This is a genomic window from Sphingorhabdus buctiana (assembly GCF_042680825.1).
Classification (GTDB): domain Bacteria; phylum Pseudomonadota; class Alphaproteobacteria; order Sphingomonadales; family Sphingomonadaceae; genus Sphingorhabdus_B; species Sphingorhabdus_B buctiana.
In genome coordinates this window covers 28,911-41,877 of the sequence record NZ_JBHUEL010000013.1, presented here as the reverse complement: position 1 = coordinate 41,877, position 12,967 = coordinate 28,911, and the positions used below count along the sequence as shown (strand labels likewise).

The following is a 12,967-nucleotide window of genomic DNA, read 5'->3' as shown; positions in this document are numbered from 1 at the left end:
CCCGCTCGCATTCGAGGCCAAGGTGGCATAATGAGATAGGTGACCGGCACGAAACCGTTACAAGTCCAAAGTGATGAATGAAGAGGTCGCCGTTACGGTAGCCGGCAAGAAGCAGAAGATGACCAAAAAGGAGTTCCTGATACGTAGCAGCTATGACAAGGCGATCAAATCGAACTCCGTGAAGGAGTTGCTCACCCTCGCCCGACTTTATGAAAAGCTAGCTCCATCTTCGATGGATCCGCCCGAACCCATTCAGATCCACTCCATACCAGGTGATGAAGGATTGTGAATCCAGGGCAAATTGCCAGTTCCTTATGATTGGTAATGACGTGACCCCCTGGTTTCCACCAGCGGGGATTAGAGCCCAGCAGCTTTGTTGCGCATGAGCGCAGTGTAAGCAATGGCCTGTGCAGCGGAGCCCGAAGGGCGTAGCTGCACAGGCCATTGCTTATGCAGTTCGGCGGCGAACGCCGCCGGTGTCTCATATCCAAGGGCCGAGTGTGGCCGCGCCTGGTTGTAATCTTCGGCCCAGGCCGCGATCACTGTGCGGGCATGATCGAGGTCGAGGAACAGCGTCTCGTTCAGAAGCTCATCGCGCATCCGGCCATTGAAGCTCTCGACATAGCCGTTCTGCATCGGCTTGCCCGGCGCGATATAATGCCACTCGACCCCGACCTCACCGCACCATGCGAGCACCGCGTTCGATGTCAGCTCGGTCCCATTGTCGCTGACGATCATCCCCGGTCTGCCGCGCTCCTCGATCAGATCGCTGAGCTCGCGCACGACCCGGCGCCCGGAGATCGACGTGTCGGGCACCGCGCGCAGGCACTCCCGCGTGACATCGTCCACGATGTTGAGCACCCGGAACCGCCGACCTGACGCCATCTGATCATGCACAAAGTCGAGGCTCCACCGCTGGTTCGGCAGCGCGAGCACCGGTGCGGGCGCCCGCGCACCGATCGCCCGGCGCCGGTTGCGTCTTCGTCGGACCATCAGCCCCTCCTCTCGATACAGGCGCTGGGTCTTCTTCCTGTTGATCATCACGCCCTCCCGGCGCAGCAGGATATGCAGGCGCCGATAACCGAACCGGCGACGCTGCTGCGCCAACTCGCGCAGCTTCTCCCGAACCTCGGCATCGTCGCCACGCTGCGACCGGTAGCGCATGCTCTTCCGATCGGCGCCTGTGACACGGCACGCCCGCCGCTCGCTCATCCCATGGCAAGCCTGGAGATGGGCGACCGCTTCCCGCTGAACGGCGGGCGTCACCATTTTTTTGTGAGAAGATCCTTCAGCGCCGCATTGTCCAGCATCGAGTCCGCAAGCAACCGCTTCAGCTTCGCGTTCTCGTCCTCGAGCGAGCGTAGCCGCTTCGCCTCCGACACCTCAAGGCCGCCATACTTGGCCTTCCAGTTGTAGATCGTTGCTTCCGACACCCCGTGTCGCCGCGCCAGCTCGCCGGTCTTCGCGCCCGCCTCCGCTTCCTTCAACACCCCGATGATCTGCTCTTCCGAAAACCTCAAACGCTTCATCTGTCCGTCCTTCCTTCAAGACCGGACTCTAATCACTGTTGGAGGAAAATCAGGGGGTCACGTCAGTAGCACCACCGCTACCTGCGCGCCGCCATGCCCGGCGCCCACGATAAGCACGTCAAACTTCATCATCCCTCCGTTACGGCATCTTAAGCTTTTATGCGCGGTTTCCTGACAGGCGCCGAGGCAGCGCACAAGAAACAATGGCTATTCGGCCTGACGGAAGCAGGTAACGTGACTCGCTGCGCGCGAATTTTATCGCTGATTCAGCTTCGAATTTTGCCGTGCTGCACGGTCCCCGATTGCTCCGAGCGAAATGACGGCGTGACCTTGGACGCGGCGAGGTCCATTCGGGTGTCGATATCATTCAGTTCATGCACAGGCACATCAACTCTGAGGCATTGCGCCCTTGCGCTGAGATAGGATCCTATGCCGCGATCGCCCTGCAGCAGCGGCAGCATTTCCGCGAACTGATCCACCGTCAAACAGACAGGAATGCCCGCCTTGCCGTCTGGATATTTCGCTGCGGACGGACAGCCAACGGTAGCCGCGTCGGCGAGACGGCGCAGTGTCGCGGATGTGACAAACGGCATATCGCCAAGCATAAGTAGCAATTTTTCGCAATTTATCTCCACGGCGTGCCGCATGGCGACCGCGATCGACCCGGACAGACCGAGCCGAGCCTCCGGATTGCCGAGGAGCTTGGCGATACCTTCTGCCTCGGCCTCTTTCGCAAATTTGGGGCAGGTATCGCCGACGACAATGACCAAGTTCCTCGTATCGAACTCGAGAGCCGCATCCACCGCATGGCGTCCCAAGCGCTTTGAAGAAAATTCGACGTCAAGCTTGGGCCCTTCAAAACGGCGGGCCATGCCGGCCGCCATGATGGCTATGCAAAGCCGGTCGCTCACGGATGGGGGTGCAATGCTTCATAAGCGCCGACCACTTCCGATAGTATCGATAAGGCCAAGACTTCCGGCGTGCGCGCTCGAGGCACAAGCCCCACGGGGCTGTTGATGCGGACCAGGGCTGTATCGTCCCAGCCATTGGCGCGCAGCGACTCAAGCCGTCGCGCGCGCGCCTGAGCCCCGCCCTGGCAACCGATGTAGAAGGCCGACGTGTGAAGGGCCCACGCGAGAAGGCGATGCTCCCATTCATGATCGTGAAACAGGAGAAGAACCGCCGTCCAAGGATCTGCTGAAATCCCGGTGGGGACCGTATTCAAGGAAAAATGCTGACCGGCCACGTGCCATTCGACCTCGACGCCTGTTGCCTTGGCCTGCCGTTGCAGCGCCTCACACTCCGCTCCAGTTCCCACGACAAGTAACCGGAGCCGCGGAATGTAGCGTCTCATGCGCAAGAAATGCCGATCGTCGGCGGCCGGAACAGCTAAAGACAGCGCGGTCGCCCGGCGTGCGTCGAGATCGGCGACGCACTTCGACAGATGTTGCATTTGCGGAGCGGGATCAATCAGAATGTCGAGGCCTGACCCGCAAGGGAGACGAAAGTCGATGAAAGGCGATCCTTTTCCGTAGCGCAGCAATTTTATGATCCCGTCGCGCGCGGAAATTTTCGCTTGGCCCGCCAGTTCATTCTGCAGACAATTGTCGGCCATGTCCCCTACCAACGTACCATCGCGACCGATGGCGAGTTGCGCGCCGCACCGACGCGAGAAGCTGCCGTCGATCCCTATGATTGTGCACAAGGCGGCCGGTGCGTTTGCCGCATAAACGAGGGCTGCGTGGTCGGAAGACATCATTCCTTTCCCGCACTCTTCGCTGGCCGTGCGATTTTGGAGGAGCTTGCACTCGAAACCGGGACCGACTTTTCAAGCGCCAACATTTGTCGTCGCATTCCGTCAACTCGCCAGGATTTTGGTAACAGGCAGAGTGCGCAAACGCGGGCCGCCGGCATCCGCGATCGCGTTGACCAAGGCCGCGATCGTCACCGGCACTGCGTCCTCGCCGATACTGGCCGGCGGCTCAGTTGAGGGCAGGATTTCAATCGTAACCGCGGGCATCCGGTCAAGCTTCAGAATCGGATAATCATGGAAATTGCTTTGCTGCACCTGTCCATTCTCGACCGTGATCTCGCTATGGAGTGCGGTCGTCAGAGCGTAGGCGATCCCTCCCTCCAATTGGGCGTGGACGATATCGGGATTGATTACGGTGCCGGCATCGATTGCGAGAAAGACATGGTCGACCCGCAGGCCGACCTGTTCGTCCAAGCTGACGTCGACGATCGCCGCCTTTGTCGACGAAGGATAGCTTGGATAGTAGCTCGTGTCCCCTACCGCGAGCCCGCGGCCGCGTCCCCTCCCCTTCGGAGCGTGCCAGCGTCCTTTCTGGATCGCGAAATCGAGAAGCTTGAGGTGATTCTTCACCCGGGCAACGGCGATGTCGCGGTCCTCTATATCGGCGGGAATATAGGAAGGATCGAGCAGCGACCGGTAGAATTCGGGGACGTCTCGGCCAGTCAGCAGACGCAGTTCGTCGAGGAAACCGAAGTTCATCCAAAGATGCTGGGTGAAGCCGACGCCCCGCATCCAACCGAACGGAAGCGGCGAGTCGGGATTCCGCTTATAGGCAAAGCGGACATTGGGCGGCTGGAAAGGAAAGCGCGTTTCGCCATAGCTCTGCTCGGCCGACGTTCCGCTGGCGACAGAACAGGTCCAGACCGTCACATTGCCGGCGCCGTCCAGCCCCGCTTCAAAGCGTGCCGCCGTGATTGGCGCATAATAGCTTTTACGCACGCACTCCTCGCGCGTCAGCAGCAGTTTCACGGGCGTGCCCTTGCAGGCTAGCGCGATCTGTACCGCCTGATGGACGAAATCATTTTGCAGGCGCCGGCCAAAGCCCCCGCCGGCCGGGAGGATATGGACATGCGCCTTGTCGGGCGACACCCCGACCAAGCTATGGGCGATGCGCCAGGCATCGTCGGGAAACTGGCTATTGGTCCAAATATGAACCTCTCCGCCATCGACACACGCGCTGCAGTTCATCGGCTCCAACGGCGCCGGATCCATATAGGGATAGCTATATTCCGCCGACAGCGTCTTCGCCGCTTTTGCAAGCGCGCTCCGGGCGTCGCCAGCCTCGACAACCACCGGGGCATCGCTCCGGGCCTGGTTGGCAAGCGTCTTTATATACTCCACGCTTGAAAATTTAGCATGAGGACCGGCGTCCCAATCGATTGTCAGCGCATCGAGGGCGGTTTTTGCCTGCCACCAGCTGTCGGCGACGACCGCCACCGCATCATCCATCTTGACCGGCGCAGCCCAAACATCCGGATCCTCGCCTTCTGGAACGGGCCCATTATACCCGACCTTGGCTCCCTTGATCTCGACGACTTTGGGATTGCCCGGCATGTCTTTGATGCTGCCCTTGTCGATGCTGCGCAGCTTTCCGCCGAAAGTTGGACTTTGGCGGGCGACCGCAAAACGCATACCGGGCAGTTCGAAATCAATGCCATAGGTAATTTTACCGTGGATTGCGGCATCCACATCACGGCGCGGAATTGCCTTGCCGACCAGTTGCCGGTCAGCTGCATCCTTCAGCTTCACCGTTTTCGGATCGGGAATCGGCATTTTCGCGGCTGCTTCCGCCACTGACGCATAACTCAGTTTCTTTCCAGACGCCTTGTGATGGATCGCCCCCTTGACCGCTTCCAGCTCGACTTCGGGCACCTTCAGCCGCGCAGCCGCGGCGCGAATCAACATAGTCCGCACCTGTGCACCCGCTCGCTGGGTCGGTTCGAACAAGGTCTGCGCGGAATGGCTGCTCAAGACCGCCGTCCAGACGTAGACATTGCCCCGCGTTGCGTTAACGGCCGGATCGTAAAATTCGCTCTTTAGTGTGGACCAATCCACTTCGAGTTCTTCGGCCAGCATTTGCGGGATCGTCGTCAAGACCCCCTGCCCGATCTCGGTTTGGGGCACGCGCAAGGTGACGCTGTTGTCGCGATGGATCACCACCCAGGAGAGAAGTTCGACCCCCGGTTCGCTATCATCGGGAAGCTTCGTCCGGTCCTTGCAGCCTGCGAGCGAGAGCGTGAAACTCACGCCCGCCGCAGTCACCAGCGCGCCCGTGACGAAACCTCGCCGCGTGAGAACAGGTTCCTTCACTGGCCGCCCCTCCCGCTCTGAGCCGCACTGCGGATTGCCTTGCGGATGCGGTTGTAAGTGCCGCAGCGGCAGATATTGGTGACACCCTGTGCAATCTCCTCATCGCTTGGGGAGGGATTGTTTCTGAGGAAAGCGGCAGCGGCCATGATCATGCCAGGCTGACAATAGCCGCATTGCGGCACCCCCGCTTCGCGCCATGCCGCCTGTACGGGATGCTCGCTGCTCGCGCCGAGGCCCTCGATGGAAGTGATTTTCGATCCAGCGGCCTGGCCGACTGAATAGGCGCAGCTGCGCACCGCGGCCCCATCGACATGAACCGTGCAGGCGCCGCACAAGCCTGCGCCGCATCCGAATTTGGTCCCCTTGAGTCCCAAGCTGTCGCGCAAAACCCACAACAGCGGCACGGCCGGATCGACATCGAGCCGGTGCTTCGTTCCATTCACTTCAATTTCAAGCATGATGCCTCCCGTCTCCCATGCGATGCTCGAGGGGCTCGGTGCGACTGGGATTCACGGGCCTAGCGGAATCCACACCAAACTACGCGCATCGACGCTCCAAAATCGGTAGCACTACTACTGAATTATACAAACGAATAATTAATCAGTCAGCGATCGGGCGGACACGTTCCCCGCCCATAGCTGGTACAGTTGTCCTTTTCAGTCGGCGCCAGGGGGAAATACGGTGCCCCAACCTCGGCTCGGTTCCGACTAGAGGCCGTCATCGTGTTGTTCGATGGCCTTGGTAAAAGCCATCGAGTCGAAATGGGCGTGTTCGGTGCTAACCTTGCCCTCCACGATGGTATCGATCAATACGACGTCCCACGAGATTTCCGCGCCGCCAACGGGCGCGCCCTCGCCGACATATCGTGCCTTTACTCGCAATTCGCCTACGACGGCCTTGGAGCTTGCAACAATATTCGCATATTCGACCTGAACGGTTCCCGCTACGAACTGCGCATTGTAGTCTTCCAGATACTCGCGAAACGCATGCTTGCCCCGCACGGGACGATCCGAGAAAGGAATGTCTACATATACCATGTCCTCGTTGTAAACCGTTAAGAGCTCATCCAGATCGTTGCGCGCCCAAGCGTCAACTTGCCTCTTTAGCAACGCCTCGTTCTCGCGCGCGAGCTGCATTTCGACCGACGCCTCGACCATTATATTCCCCCAGTTCGCCGGAGTAGCAGCGCGTGCTCCGCCAGAAAGGCGTTTAGGTTGCGCGGAGGGTGTCCGGTGATACGAGCGACAACGTCGGTAACCACAGCCGTGTCCCCCTTCATGATGCTGCGCCCTATGTCGGAGAAATACTCAATGAATTGCTCCGACGCGCCCGCGTTTCGCAGCCTTGCCTCTGCCGCCTCGGTCGTCTCTTCGACGGGCCGGACAACCGCCCCGGCGACTGCTGATAAGCAATCCGCGAGCTGGTCGAGGGTGAGCGAATCAGGCCCAGTCAATGTGAGTGCTTGCTTGCCGCAATCCTGGCCGAGCAGGAGTTCTACAGCTACAGCGGCAATATCCCTGGCATCGATCCGGCTGGGCGTGGGAGAGACGCAGCTCCATCATGAACTGTTCGGCGGCAGAGCAGGGATCTGCGGACGTCACACCCTGACCGTTGGCACACAAACCGTCGATGTTGAGGGCTATCCCAGCCTGCTTGCGGCGATGGACGGACACGGCATCCCGGTTGTCGCCGATTGCCGCGCGGGGCATTGCGGGCTGTGTCGCCGTAGGATCGTTAGCGGAGATGTGATCCACGGGCCTGCCCTTGCGTGCGAGGTCAAGGCAGGGGAATGTCTGCCCTGCGTTGCCATCCCATTGACCGATTTGGAACTGGCGGCTCCTTGCCATTAGCGATGCGCTGCCAGCCAGTGAATGTATCGCAAGTTTTATCGGGCACAATTTTCGAAGGAAACGGCGGCCTTGTTAGCGACTGGCGCCAAATTGAATGTCGCGATCAGGGCAAGTGCCTTCGGGCGGCCACCGTCGCAATGGTGCGGTGTTTCTCTTGTGAAGACCTTAAAAACGCCTGCTTACGGGATGATCTTAATCTGTGACGGTGGCTACGTTATCATCATATCCGGATCGCAGGCAGCAAAAGCCAAATGGCGTGAAAGGCAATCTCCCACACTTGCTATTTTCCTATAATGTTCTCCCTTATCGTGTTTCACAGAACAATGGTTGCGGTGGCCTCAGCTCGTAGAAATAACCTGCAAGCGCTTCGGGATCGCTGGCGACCTTGACCTCCAAGACGACTTTACCCTTTGCATCCACGATGCACGCACTGCTCTCTTTCAGAGAGACATCGATCCCGGCACAATACTCAATGGCTGTTCCTCTCACGATGCTTGGGGCCGATCACTCGGAACCCGTTTTCAACACCATCATTCTGAGGGACAGCCACCAGCCTGGCTACTCTTGAGACGCCGGCCCATTACGGCATCTAGGTGTTTGGTCCCAGCATGTGATGACTGGGTTTGACGATAATGACATTAACTTGATCTTGCCCGGGAGGGCGCTCGGTTTGTAATTCTCCGGCTGCGGCGACGCCGCAACGCCATTTCCGGAGACGCTCGCCTTGATAGCGCTTGTGGCCCAAACAGAAAGAAGCGGCTCGGTTCGACCGCAAATTCGGGCGTTGGACGGCTTTGAATACCTTCGGTTTCCGGCCGGTTACGTTCTTCCTTTGCGCGGAGCACTATCAGGGCTGATCAGACTCCATCCCGGCGGCGAGGAACGCCACTATATTATCGAGCATCTCGTCTTTGGACAGATGGTGTATCTTGCCTTCCGTTAAATCCTCGATGCGCCCGAGATCATTTAACATGAACATATATGTGCCGACCAGGAACGACATTCGCAACCCGATCGTCCGTCGTGGCAGATGAGGAATAGCCTGAGCCAAGACGTCTACATATCGTTTGACCGACGCATCATAAACTTCCTTCCGAAGTCGCAAGGCGTGTTCTTCAGCCTCCGAATGAAGGCGGGACTGCAATCGCGCGAACGCTGCGCCAGACTCGCCGCTGTGCTTCAAGTCCCACTGAGGCTGGAGATAGGCCCGAATGATGTCCCGTACATGTATTGGCTGGTCAGAATCAAGCAACCGGTCTAACAATACATGACGATGCCCGGACAGCAGCCCGCCGCGCCGTTTATATACTTCGTCGAAAAGCTGCTCTTTCGTGTCAAAATAATAGCGAATCAGTCCCTGATTGACACCAGCGCGTTCCGCAATGTCACGAACGCTAATCCCGGTATAGCCACGTTCGGCAAAGGCGATTTCCGCCGCGTCCAGAATCTTTTCCTTCAGTTTGCCGTTATTCTTGGGACGCCCAGGCTGCCTTGCCGGCTTCTTTTTCTCACCCTTCACTGCATTTTCTGCAGCGACCGTGGCCTTGGAATCCATCTCAACTCCTTCCGAATTCAAGTTCGAGCCCTTTTCTAGCCATGAACGGCGTCACTGCCAGGAAGGGAAGCCTGTCCGCGGAGGTTCTGCTCGATCCATCCGACAAGCAAATCCGCGATCGCTGCGCTGTTTATCTCACTCATCAGCATGTGTCCATTGCCCCCGAGGCCATGCTCTTCAAGGCGGATATGCTCAGAAATATTTCCGCGATCGCGAATGAACGCGGCCGCGCGCGCATTGGCATCACGCATCCAACTTGCCTCGGCCGTGACGATTGCCACGGGTCGCTCGAACGGATCGGCCGTCCCGGCATAGGGCGCCGCACAAAGACCGTTCTCAAACGTTCCGAGTGGATGAACCATCCCAGGATAGCCCAGTGGCTCGATCGCGAGGATCCCCGCAACCTTGTCGCCGCCCTTGGCAGCTAGGGCCCAACCGCACGGACCACCGGCCGAATGACTGACGATGATCGTAGGGCCGGTCAATTCGAACAGTTGGTCGGCGATTGCCTCGACATGATGCTGGCTCGCCGCAAGCGTAGTCGCCATCGGACCTTGGCTCGCCATAAACCGGTCGCCAGCCTGGGGATCCTTGGGCCAGCGATCATGCTTTGCCGCCTCGGGCCAGAGATCATGCCGTGCCGGTTCAACAAAACGAGGATAAAGGAACCCATAGTCCGGAAGCGGCAACGCCGGGCCAAGTATCCGTTCGTTCCAGGCGCACCGCCCGTGTCCAGGGCGATCAAGGATAAAAACCGGATAGCCCGCGCTCAGAAAGCTATGCGCCCAGCCAGGCCGACCATCGGGTGTCCGCAGGAATTCGGACCCTTGCCCGCCCCCTCCGTGAACGAAGAGCACGGACACCGGCCGCGACTGCTCGGGTATGAACCACTCGACATAGGCACCGATCCCCGGCCAGATTTTGCCCTCAGCGTGAACGGGTTCACCGGTGAGGAACCGGCCGCCGAAGTCCTTGAGTCGATACGGCCCCACGATGACCTCAGAAATGAGTGATCAATTGGTCGGTGAAACTCAGTTCCCTTCGGATCAGTTCCTGATCCCCCGCGACGGTGCGGAGGAACTGAATTCGCTCCTCCTTCTCCTGGCCTTCCTTGAGATAATAGAGGTTGCGCAGGTTGAGCGAAGCGCGCGGTGACGTGATTTCGGTAAAAATGCGCCGCCGGTCTTGTTCGTAGAATTCCAGAATGTCGTGATCGGCGCCATCATGTATCACCCGGTTCAGAGCTTCGATCAAAGCGAACGCATCGAACATTCCGCCCGTGAGGCCGAGGCCGCCGGTCGGATTGGTCACATGTGCGGCATCGCCTACGAGGATGACGCGGCCTACGCGCATCTTGTCCGCCACGCGCTGGTGCATTCGGTAGGGCGAGGCGGCCAGAACTTCGTACGGCAGATCGGGCAGGTGGTCGGCGAACATGGCATCGATGCGTTCGGGCAACCCCTCGAGGGGTAATTCCGGATCTTCGACGAAGGTAACGCGCCAAGCGTCCGACTGATCGATCTTGCAGATGACCGCGCCATGCTTTTGGTCGATCTGCATGACTGTCGGCGAATATCCCAACGATGACAGATCGATCTTTGTATTGGTCGCGATGTAGCGGTTGGGCCAGGTCACGCCGAAGAATTGCAGCCCGAGAACATCTCTGCGCACCGTGCTGTTCGCGCCGTCGGCGCCAATAAGGAAATCACCCTCCAAGCGTTCCGGCCCGCCCGGTCCGTCGAGCTCGGCGACCACGCCACCCGCATGCTGGCTGCAACCTTTCAAGCGCGCCTCGTAGCGGATTTCGATATTAGGAAGCATCGCGACATGGCGGGCCAGAACCCGGGAGAGCAAGCCTTGATGCAGATGCAGGGCCTGGCCGTCCTCATAGGCTGGCGAACCCGCCCACTCGATCATTTCGCCCGTGCTGTGGATGTGCCAGCCGAAGGTCTGCCGAAGGAAGCCCTCGTTGACACAGTCCTGCAGAAGCCCGAGCTTCTCGAGGTACGGCAAAACAGGATAGTGGTAGACAAGCGCTCGCGGACTATCGTTGAGCTGCGCCTCGGATTCGAGGATTGTAACGCGCGTCCCCGCTTTCGCGAGGCCGATCGCCGTGAGCAGGCCGGTCGGTCCCGCGCCGGCGATGATTACATGTTGGGTCATTGATCTACCTCTCCTTCATTAACCGAGCCCCGCCCCTCCAAAGCCCCGAGCTGGCCGAACCAGTTCAGGATGTCGTCGGAGCTGGTAACGTCGCCATATTTTTGGGCGATGTCATAAAGATTGGCTTCGTGCGGCGCGGACGCCCGGTCCGCGCAGCAATCGCGCGGCACCAGCACGATAAAACCGGATTGCACGGCATCGACGACGGTCGCGCGCACGCATCCCGATGTGGTCGCTCCCGTAACTACAACCGTATCGACCCCGGCAGCGGTAAGCAGACCGGCAAGATTGGTGCCATGAAAGGCCGACGCACCATGCTTGACGATGATGGGATCGCCTGCGGTGATGCCCGTCGCGCTGTCGATCTCGACCAACCTCGTGCCCGCCAACAGCGCCTTCATGCCGGTCGCCTTGCGAAGCCAGGGCAATGCCTCCGCCTCCCACGGCTGATAGGCGATCGTGGTGTAAATAACGGGAAAGCCGCGTTCGCGCGCACCATCAGTGAGCCGACGCGTCGCAGCGATCTCAGCCTTCATATCCGTGGCTGTGGGATAGCTGGTGTCGGTGAAGCCGTAGGAGAAATCGACCACGATAACCGCCGGACGGGTTCCTCTGGGAGCGCTGCGGCCGAATCCGGCCCTTTCATAAACCTCAGCCTGCGACATCGAACACCTTGCTTTCCGCCTCCCTCGAACGGCCGTTTCGGTCGAACTGGAGTTCCTTGACCACGATTTCACCATCGATCAGCACCGGTTTGCCATCGAGGAAGAGTGAGCAGCCGCGCATGGGAATATCGAGGTGGCAGGCCGTATCGTTCATTCCGCCAAGCTCGTTGTTGGGGCCGGTCGAAAACAGCACATTGCCGAGATAGCTGCGCGGCTCCATCCCCATGCCCCCGGGAAATTCGCCCGGCGTCATTCGATGCCATTTGGCATCCGGATTCATCCCCCAGCCAATATGGCTCATGGCAAATCCGCGCTCGTCCTCAAAGTCGGCCATATAGGATTTGACGAGGTCGGCTTCCAAGCCGCCGCGGATGTCCGTGATCCATCCCCGCTTGATCGTATAGGTAATTGGCTCGCGAACGTAGATATTCTGGGGGAGGAGCACGTCGCCCGGCCCCACGACGATCTGACCATCGACACCGTCATCGTCCCCGCCGGTAAATACGAAGCCTGAAGGCCAATGATCCCAACGCCCGGGCTGGTCCGTGCAGGCATATTCGGTGATGGTGGGGTATGTGCCGAGCTTGTAGATCACATCGGTTCCATGAGGAGAGGTGATGTGCATCGTCTTGGCCTGCGCCAGCAATTCCCCCGCCCGCTCGACTTTCTCGCGCAGTTCAGGGTTCGGCAACATGCGCGCGAGCAGTTCGGGCGGCTCGACCACGGTCAGCACGCGCGTGCCGGCCGCCTGGATCGCCATCTGCTCCGGCGAGAACAGCAGAAAAATGCAGTCGATGAGCATGTCGGCGTTCTTGAGGGCCTCAACCGCCTCCGGCATGGCGGCGAGCGACGTCTGGCCGACCGCCCACCCCCCCATGGGAGACGCCGCGGGAAGGCGCATGTGATAAATATTCGCGCCCAACGTCCTGCCGGCAGCGAGGAAGGCATCTGCATAGTCGAGGCGTTCGTCGCCCTGGGTGAGGACAATCAGGCGCTCGTTCGCACGCACTCCGGACATCTTCAGTTGATGCAGGCAAATTTCGATAAAGCTTGCGCGATCCATTGCGGACGCTCCAATTCTG

15 protein-coding genes and 1 pseudogene are annotated in these 12,967 nt (G+C 59.5%); 3 read left to right on the top strand and 13 right to left on the bottom strand.

The features are described 5' to 3' along the window. Positions 1 to 73: 73 nt before the first annotated feature. The gene (locus tag ACFSAG_RS14870) at positions 74 to 289 is read left to right on the top strand and encodes a hypothetical protein (protein ID WP_381516432.1); all 216 of its coding nucleotides are present in this window, start codon (positions 74 to 76) and stop codon (positions 287 to 289) included. A 68-nt stretch (positions 290 to 357) separates the two neighbouring features. On the opposite strand, the gene ACFSAG_RS14865 is transcribed toward ACFSAG_RS14870, so the two are convergent. From ACFSAG_RS14865 to ACFSAG_RS14835, 7 genes are all read right to left on the bottom strand, one after another. Next, positions 358 to 1,529, bottom strand: a protein-coding gene (locus ACFSAG_RS14865) for an IS3-like element ISSpma3 family transposase (protein WP_120218809.1) whose coding sequence is annotated in 2 segments (ribosomal slippage) — positions 358 to 1,277 and positions 1,277 to 1,529 — 1,173 coding nt in all. Because the reading frame shifts where the segments join, the coding sequence is not laid out codon by codon here. A 266-nt stretch (positions 1,530 to 1,795) separates the two neighbouring features. Next, the gene (locus tag ACFSAG_RS14860) at positions 1,796 to 2,440 is read right to left on the bottom strand and encodes a nucleotidyltransferase family protein (RefSeq protein WP_381516430.1); all 645 of its coding nucleotides are present in this window, start codon (positions 2,438 to 2,440) and stop codon (positions 1,796 to 1,798) included. Further along, positions 2,437 to 3,288: an XdhC family protein gene (locus tag ACFSAG_RS14855; protein WP_381516427.1), complete on the bottom strand. Its 852-nt coding sequence runs from the start codon at positions 3,286 to 3,288 to the stop codon at positions 2,437 to 2,439. The genes ACFSAG_RS14860 and ACFSAG_RS14855 overlap by 4 nt, the downstream gene beginning before the upstream one ends. Positions 3,289 to 3,387: 99 nt before the next feature. After that, on the bottom strand, positions 3,388 to 5,652 hold the full coding sequence (locus tag ACFSAG_RS14850) for a xanthine dehydrogenase family protein molybdopterin-binding subunit (RefSeq protein WP_381516424.1): 2,265 nt from the start codon (positions 5,650 to 5,652) through the stop codon (positions 3,388 to 3,390). Further along, positions 5,649 to 6,110 carry a (2Fe-2S)-binding protein gene (locus tag ACFSAG_RS14845; protein ID WP_381516422.1) on the bottom strand — a complete coding sequence of 154 codons (462 nt, stop codon included), beginning with the start codon at positions 6,108 to 6,110 and terminating at the stop codon, positions 5,649 to 5,651. The genes ACFSAG_RS14850 and ACFSAG_RS14845 overlap by 4 nt, the downstream gene beginning before the upstream one ends. Before the next feature lie 249 nt (positions 6,111 to 6,359). Next, positions 6,360 to 6,809 (bottom strand): nuclear transport factor 2 family protein, encoded by a 450-nt coding sequence (locus ACFSAG_RS14840; RefSeq protein ID WP_158899523.1) that lies wholly within the window; start codon positions 6,807 to 6,809, stop codon positions 6,360 to 6,362. Continuing rightward, entirely contained in the window at positions 6,809 to 7,105 is a 297-nt protein-coding gene (locus ACFSAG_RS14835) for a Rossmann-fold NAD(P)-binding domain-containing protein (protein WP_381516419.1), read from the bottom strand. Before ACFSAG_RS14835 ends, ACFSAG_RS14840 begins: the two co-directional genes overlap by 1 nt. Positions 7,106 to 7,190: 85 nt before the next feature. Here ACFSAG_RS14835 and ACFSAG_RS14830 point away from each other — a divergent pair, with 85 nt between their 5' ends. Further along, on the top strand, positions 7,191 to 7,502 hold the full coding sequence (locus ACFSAG_RS14830) for a 2Fe-2S iron-sulfur cluster-binding protein (RefSeq protein ID WP_381516417.1): 312 nt from the start codon (positions 7,191 to 7,193) through the stop codon (positions 7,500 to 7,502). A 21-nt stretch (positions 7,503 to 7,523) separates the two neighbouring features. After that, entirely contained in the window at positions 7,524 to 7,796 is a 273-nt protein-coding gene (locus tag ACFSAG_RS14825; protein WP_381516414.1) for a hypothetical protein, read from the top strand. A gap of 54 nt (positions 7,797 to 7,850) precedes the next feature. Here the strand turns inward: ACFSAG_RS14825 and ACFSAG_RS14820 are convergent. The 6 genes and pseudogenes from ACFSAG_RS14820 to ndpE all read right to left on the bottom strand — a co-directional run. Continuing rightward, positions 7,851 to 7,976: pseudogene (locus ACFSAG_RS14820) on the bottom strand (IS110 family transposase); the annotation flags it as partial. A 373-nt stretch (positions 7,977 to 8,349) separates the two neighbouring features. Next, positions 8,350 to 9,057: a TetR/AcrR family transcriptional regulator gene (locus ACFSAG_RS14815; protein ID WP_381516411.1), complete on the bottom strand. Its 708-nt coding sequence runs from the start codon at positions 9,055 to 9,057 to the stop codon at positions 8,350 to 8,352. Positions 9,058 to 9,092: 35 nt separating this feature from the next. Further along, on the bottom strand, positions 9,093 to 10,049 hold the full coding sequence (locus ACFSAG_RS14810) for an alpha/beta fold hydrolase (protein WP_381516409.1): 957 nt from the start codon (positions 10,047 to 10,049) through the stop codon (positions 9,093 to 9,095). A gap of 7 nt (positions 10,050 to 10,056) precedes the next feature. Further along, positions 10,057 to 11,220 (bottom strand): FAD-dependent oxidoreductase, encoded by a 1,164-nt coding sequence (locus ACFSAG_RS14805; protein WP_381516406.1) that lies wholly within the window; start codon positions 11,218 to 11,220, stop codon positions 10,057 to 10,059. Further along, positions 11,217 to 11,885 carry an isochorismatase family protein gene (locus ACFSAG_RS14800; protein ID WP_381516404.1) on the bottom strand — a complete coding sequence of 223 codons (669 nt, stop codon included), beginning with the start codon at positions 11,883 to 11,885 and terminating at the stop codon, positions 11,217 to 11,219. The genes ACFSAG_RS14805 and ACFSAG_RS14800 overlap by 4 nt, the downstream gene beginning before the upstream one ends. Continuing rightward, positions 11,872 to 12,948, bottom strand: a complete 1,077-nt coding sequence (gene ndpE / locus ACFSAG_RS14795) for a 2,5-dihydroxypyridine 5,6-dioxygenase (RefSeq protein WP_381516401.1) — start codon at positions 12,946 to 12,948, stop codon at positions 11,872 to 11,874. Before ndpE ends, ACFSAG_RS14800 begins: the two co-directional genes overlap by 14 nt. Between the last annotated feature and the right edge of the window lie 19 nt (positions 12,949 to 12,967).

Coding starts and splice junctions, on each gene's coding strand:
- ACFSAG_RS14825 (WP_381516414.1), top strand. CDS start 7,524: ATGTATCGCAAGTTTTATCGGGCACAATTTTCGAAGGAAACGGCGGCC.
- ACFSAG_RS14845 (WP_381516422.1), bottom strand. CDS start 6,110: ATGCTTGAAATTGAAGTGAATGGAACGAAGCACCGGCTCGATGTCGAT.
- ACFSAG_RS14870 (WP_381516432.1), top strand. CDS start 74: ATGAATGAAGAGGTCGCCGTTACGGTAGCCGGCAAGAAGCAGAAGATG.
- ACFSAG_RS14855 (WP_381516427.1), bottom strand. CDS start 3,288: ATGATGTCTTCCGACCACGCAGCCCTCGTTTATGCGGCAAACGCACCG.
- ACFSAG_RS14815 (WP_381516411.1), bottom strand. CDS start 9,057: ATGGATTCCAAGGCCACGGTCGCTGCAGAAAATGCAGTGAAGGGTGAG.
- ndpE (WP_381516401.1), bottom strand. CDS start 12,948: ATGGATCGCGCAAGCTTTATCGAAATTTGCCTGCATCAACTGAAGATG.
- ACFSAG_RS14840 (WP_158899523.1), bottom strand. CDS start 6,809: ATGGTCGAGGCGTCGGTCGAAATGCAGCTCGCGCGCGAGAACGAGGCG.
- ACFSAG_RS14800 (WP_381516404.1), bottom strand. CDS start 11,885: ATGTCGCAGGCTGAGGTTTATGAAAGGGCCGGATTCGGCCGCAGCGCT.
- ACFSAG_RS14805 (WP_381516406.1), bottom strand. CDS start 11,220: ATGACCCAACATGTAATCATCGCCGGCGCGGGACCGACCGGCCTGCTC.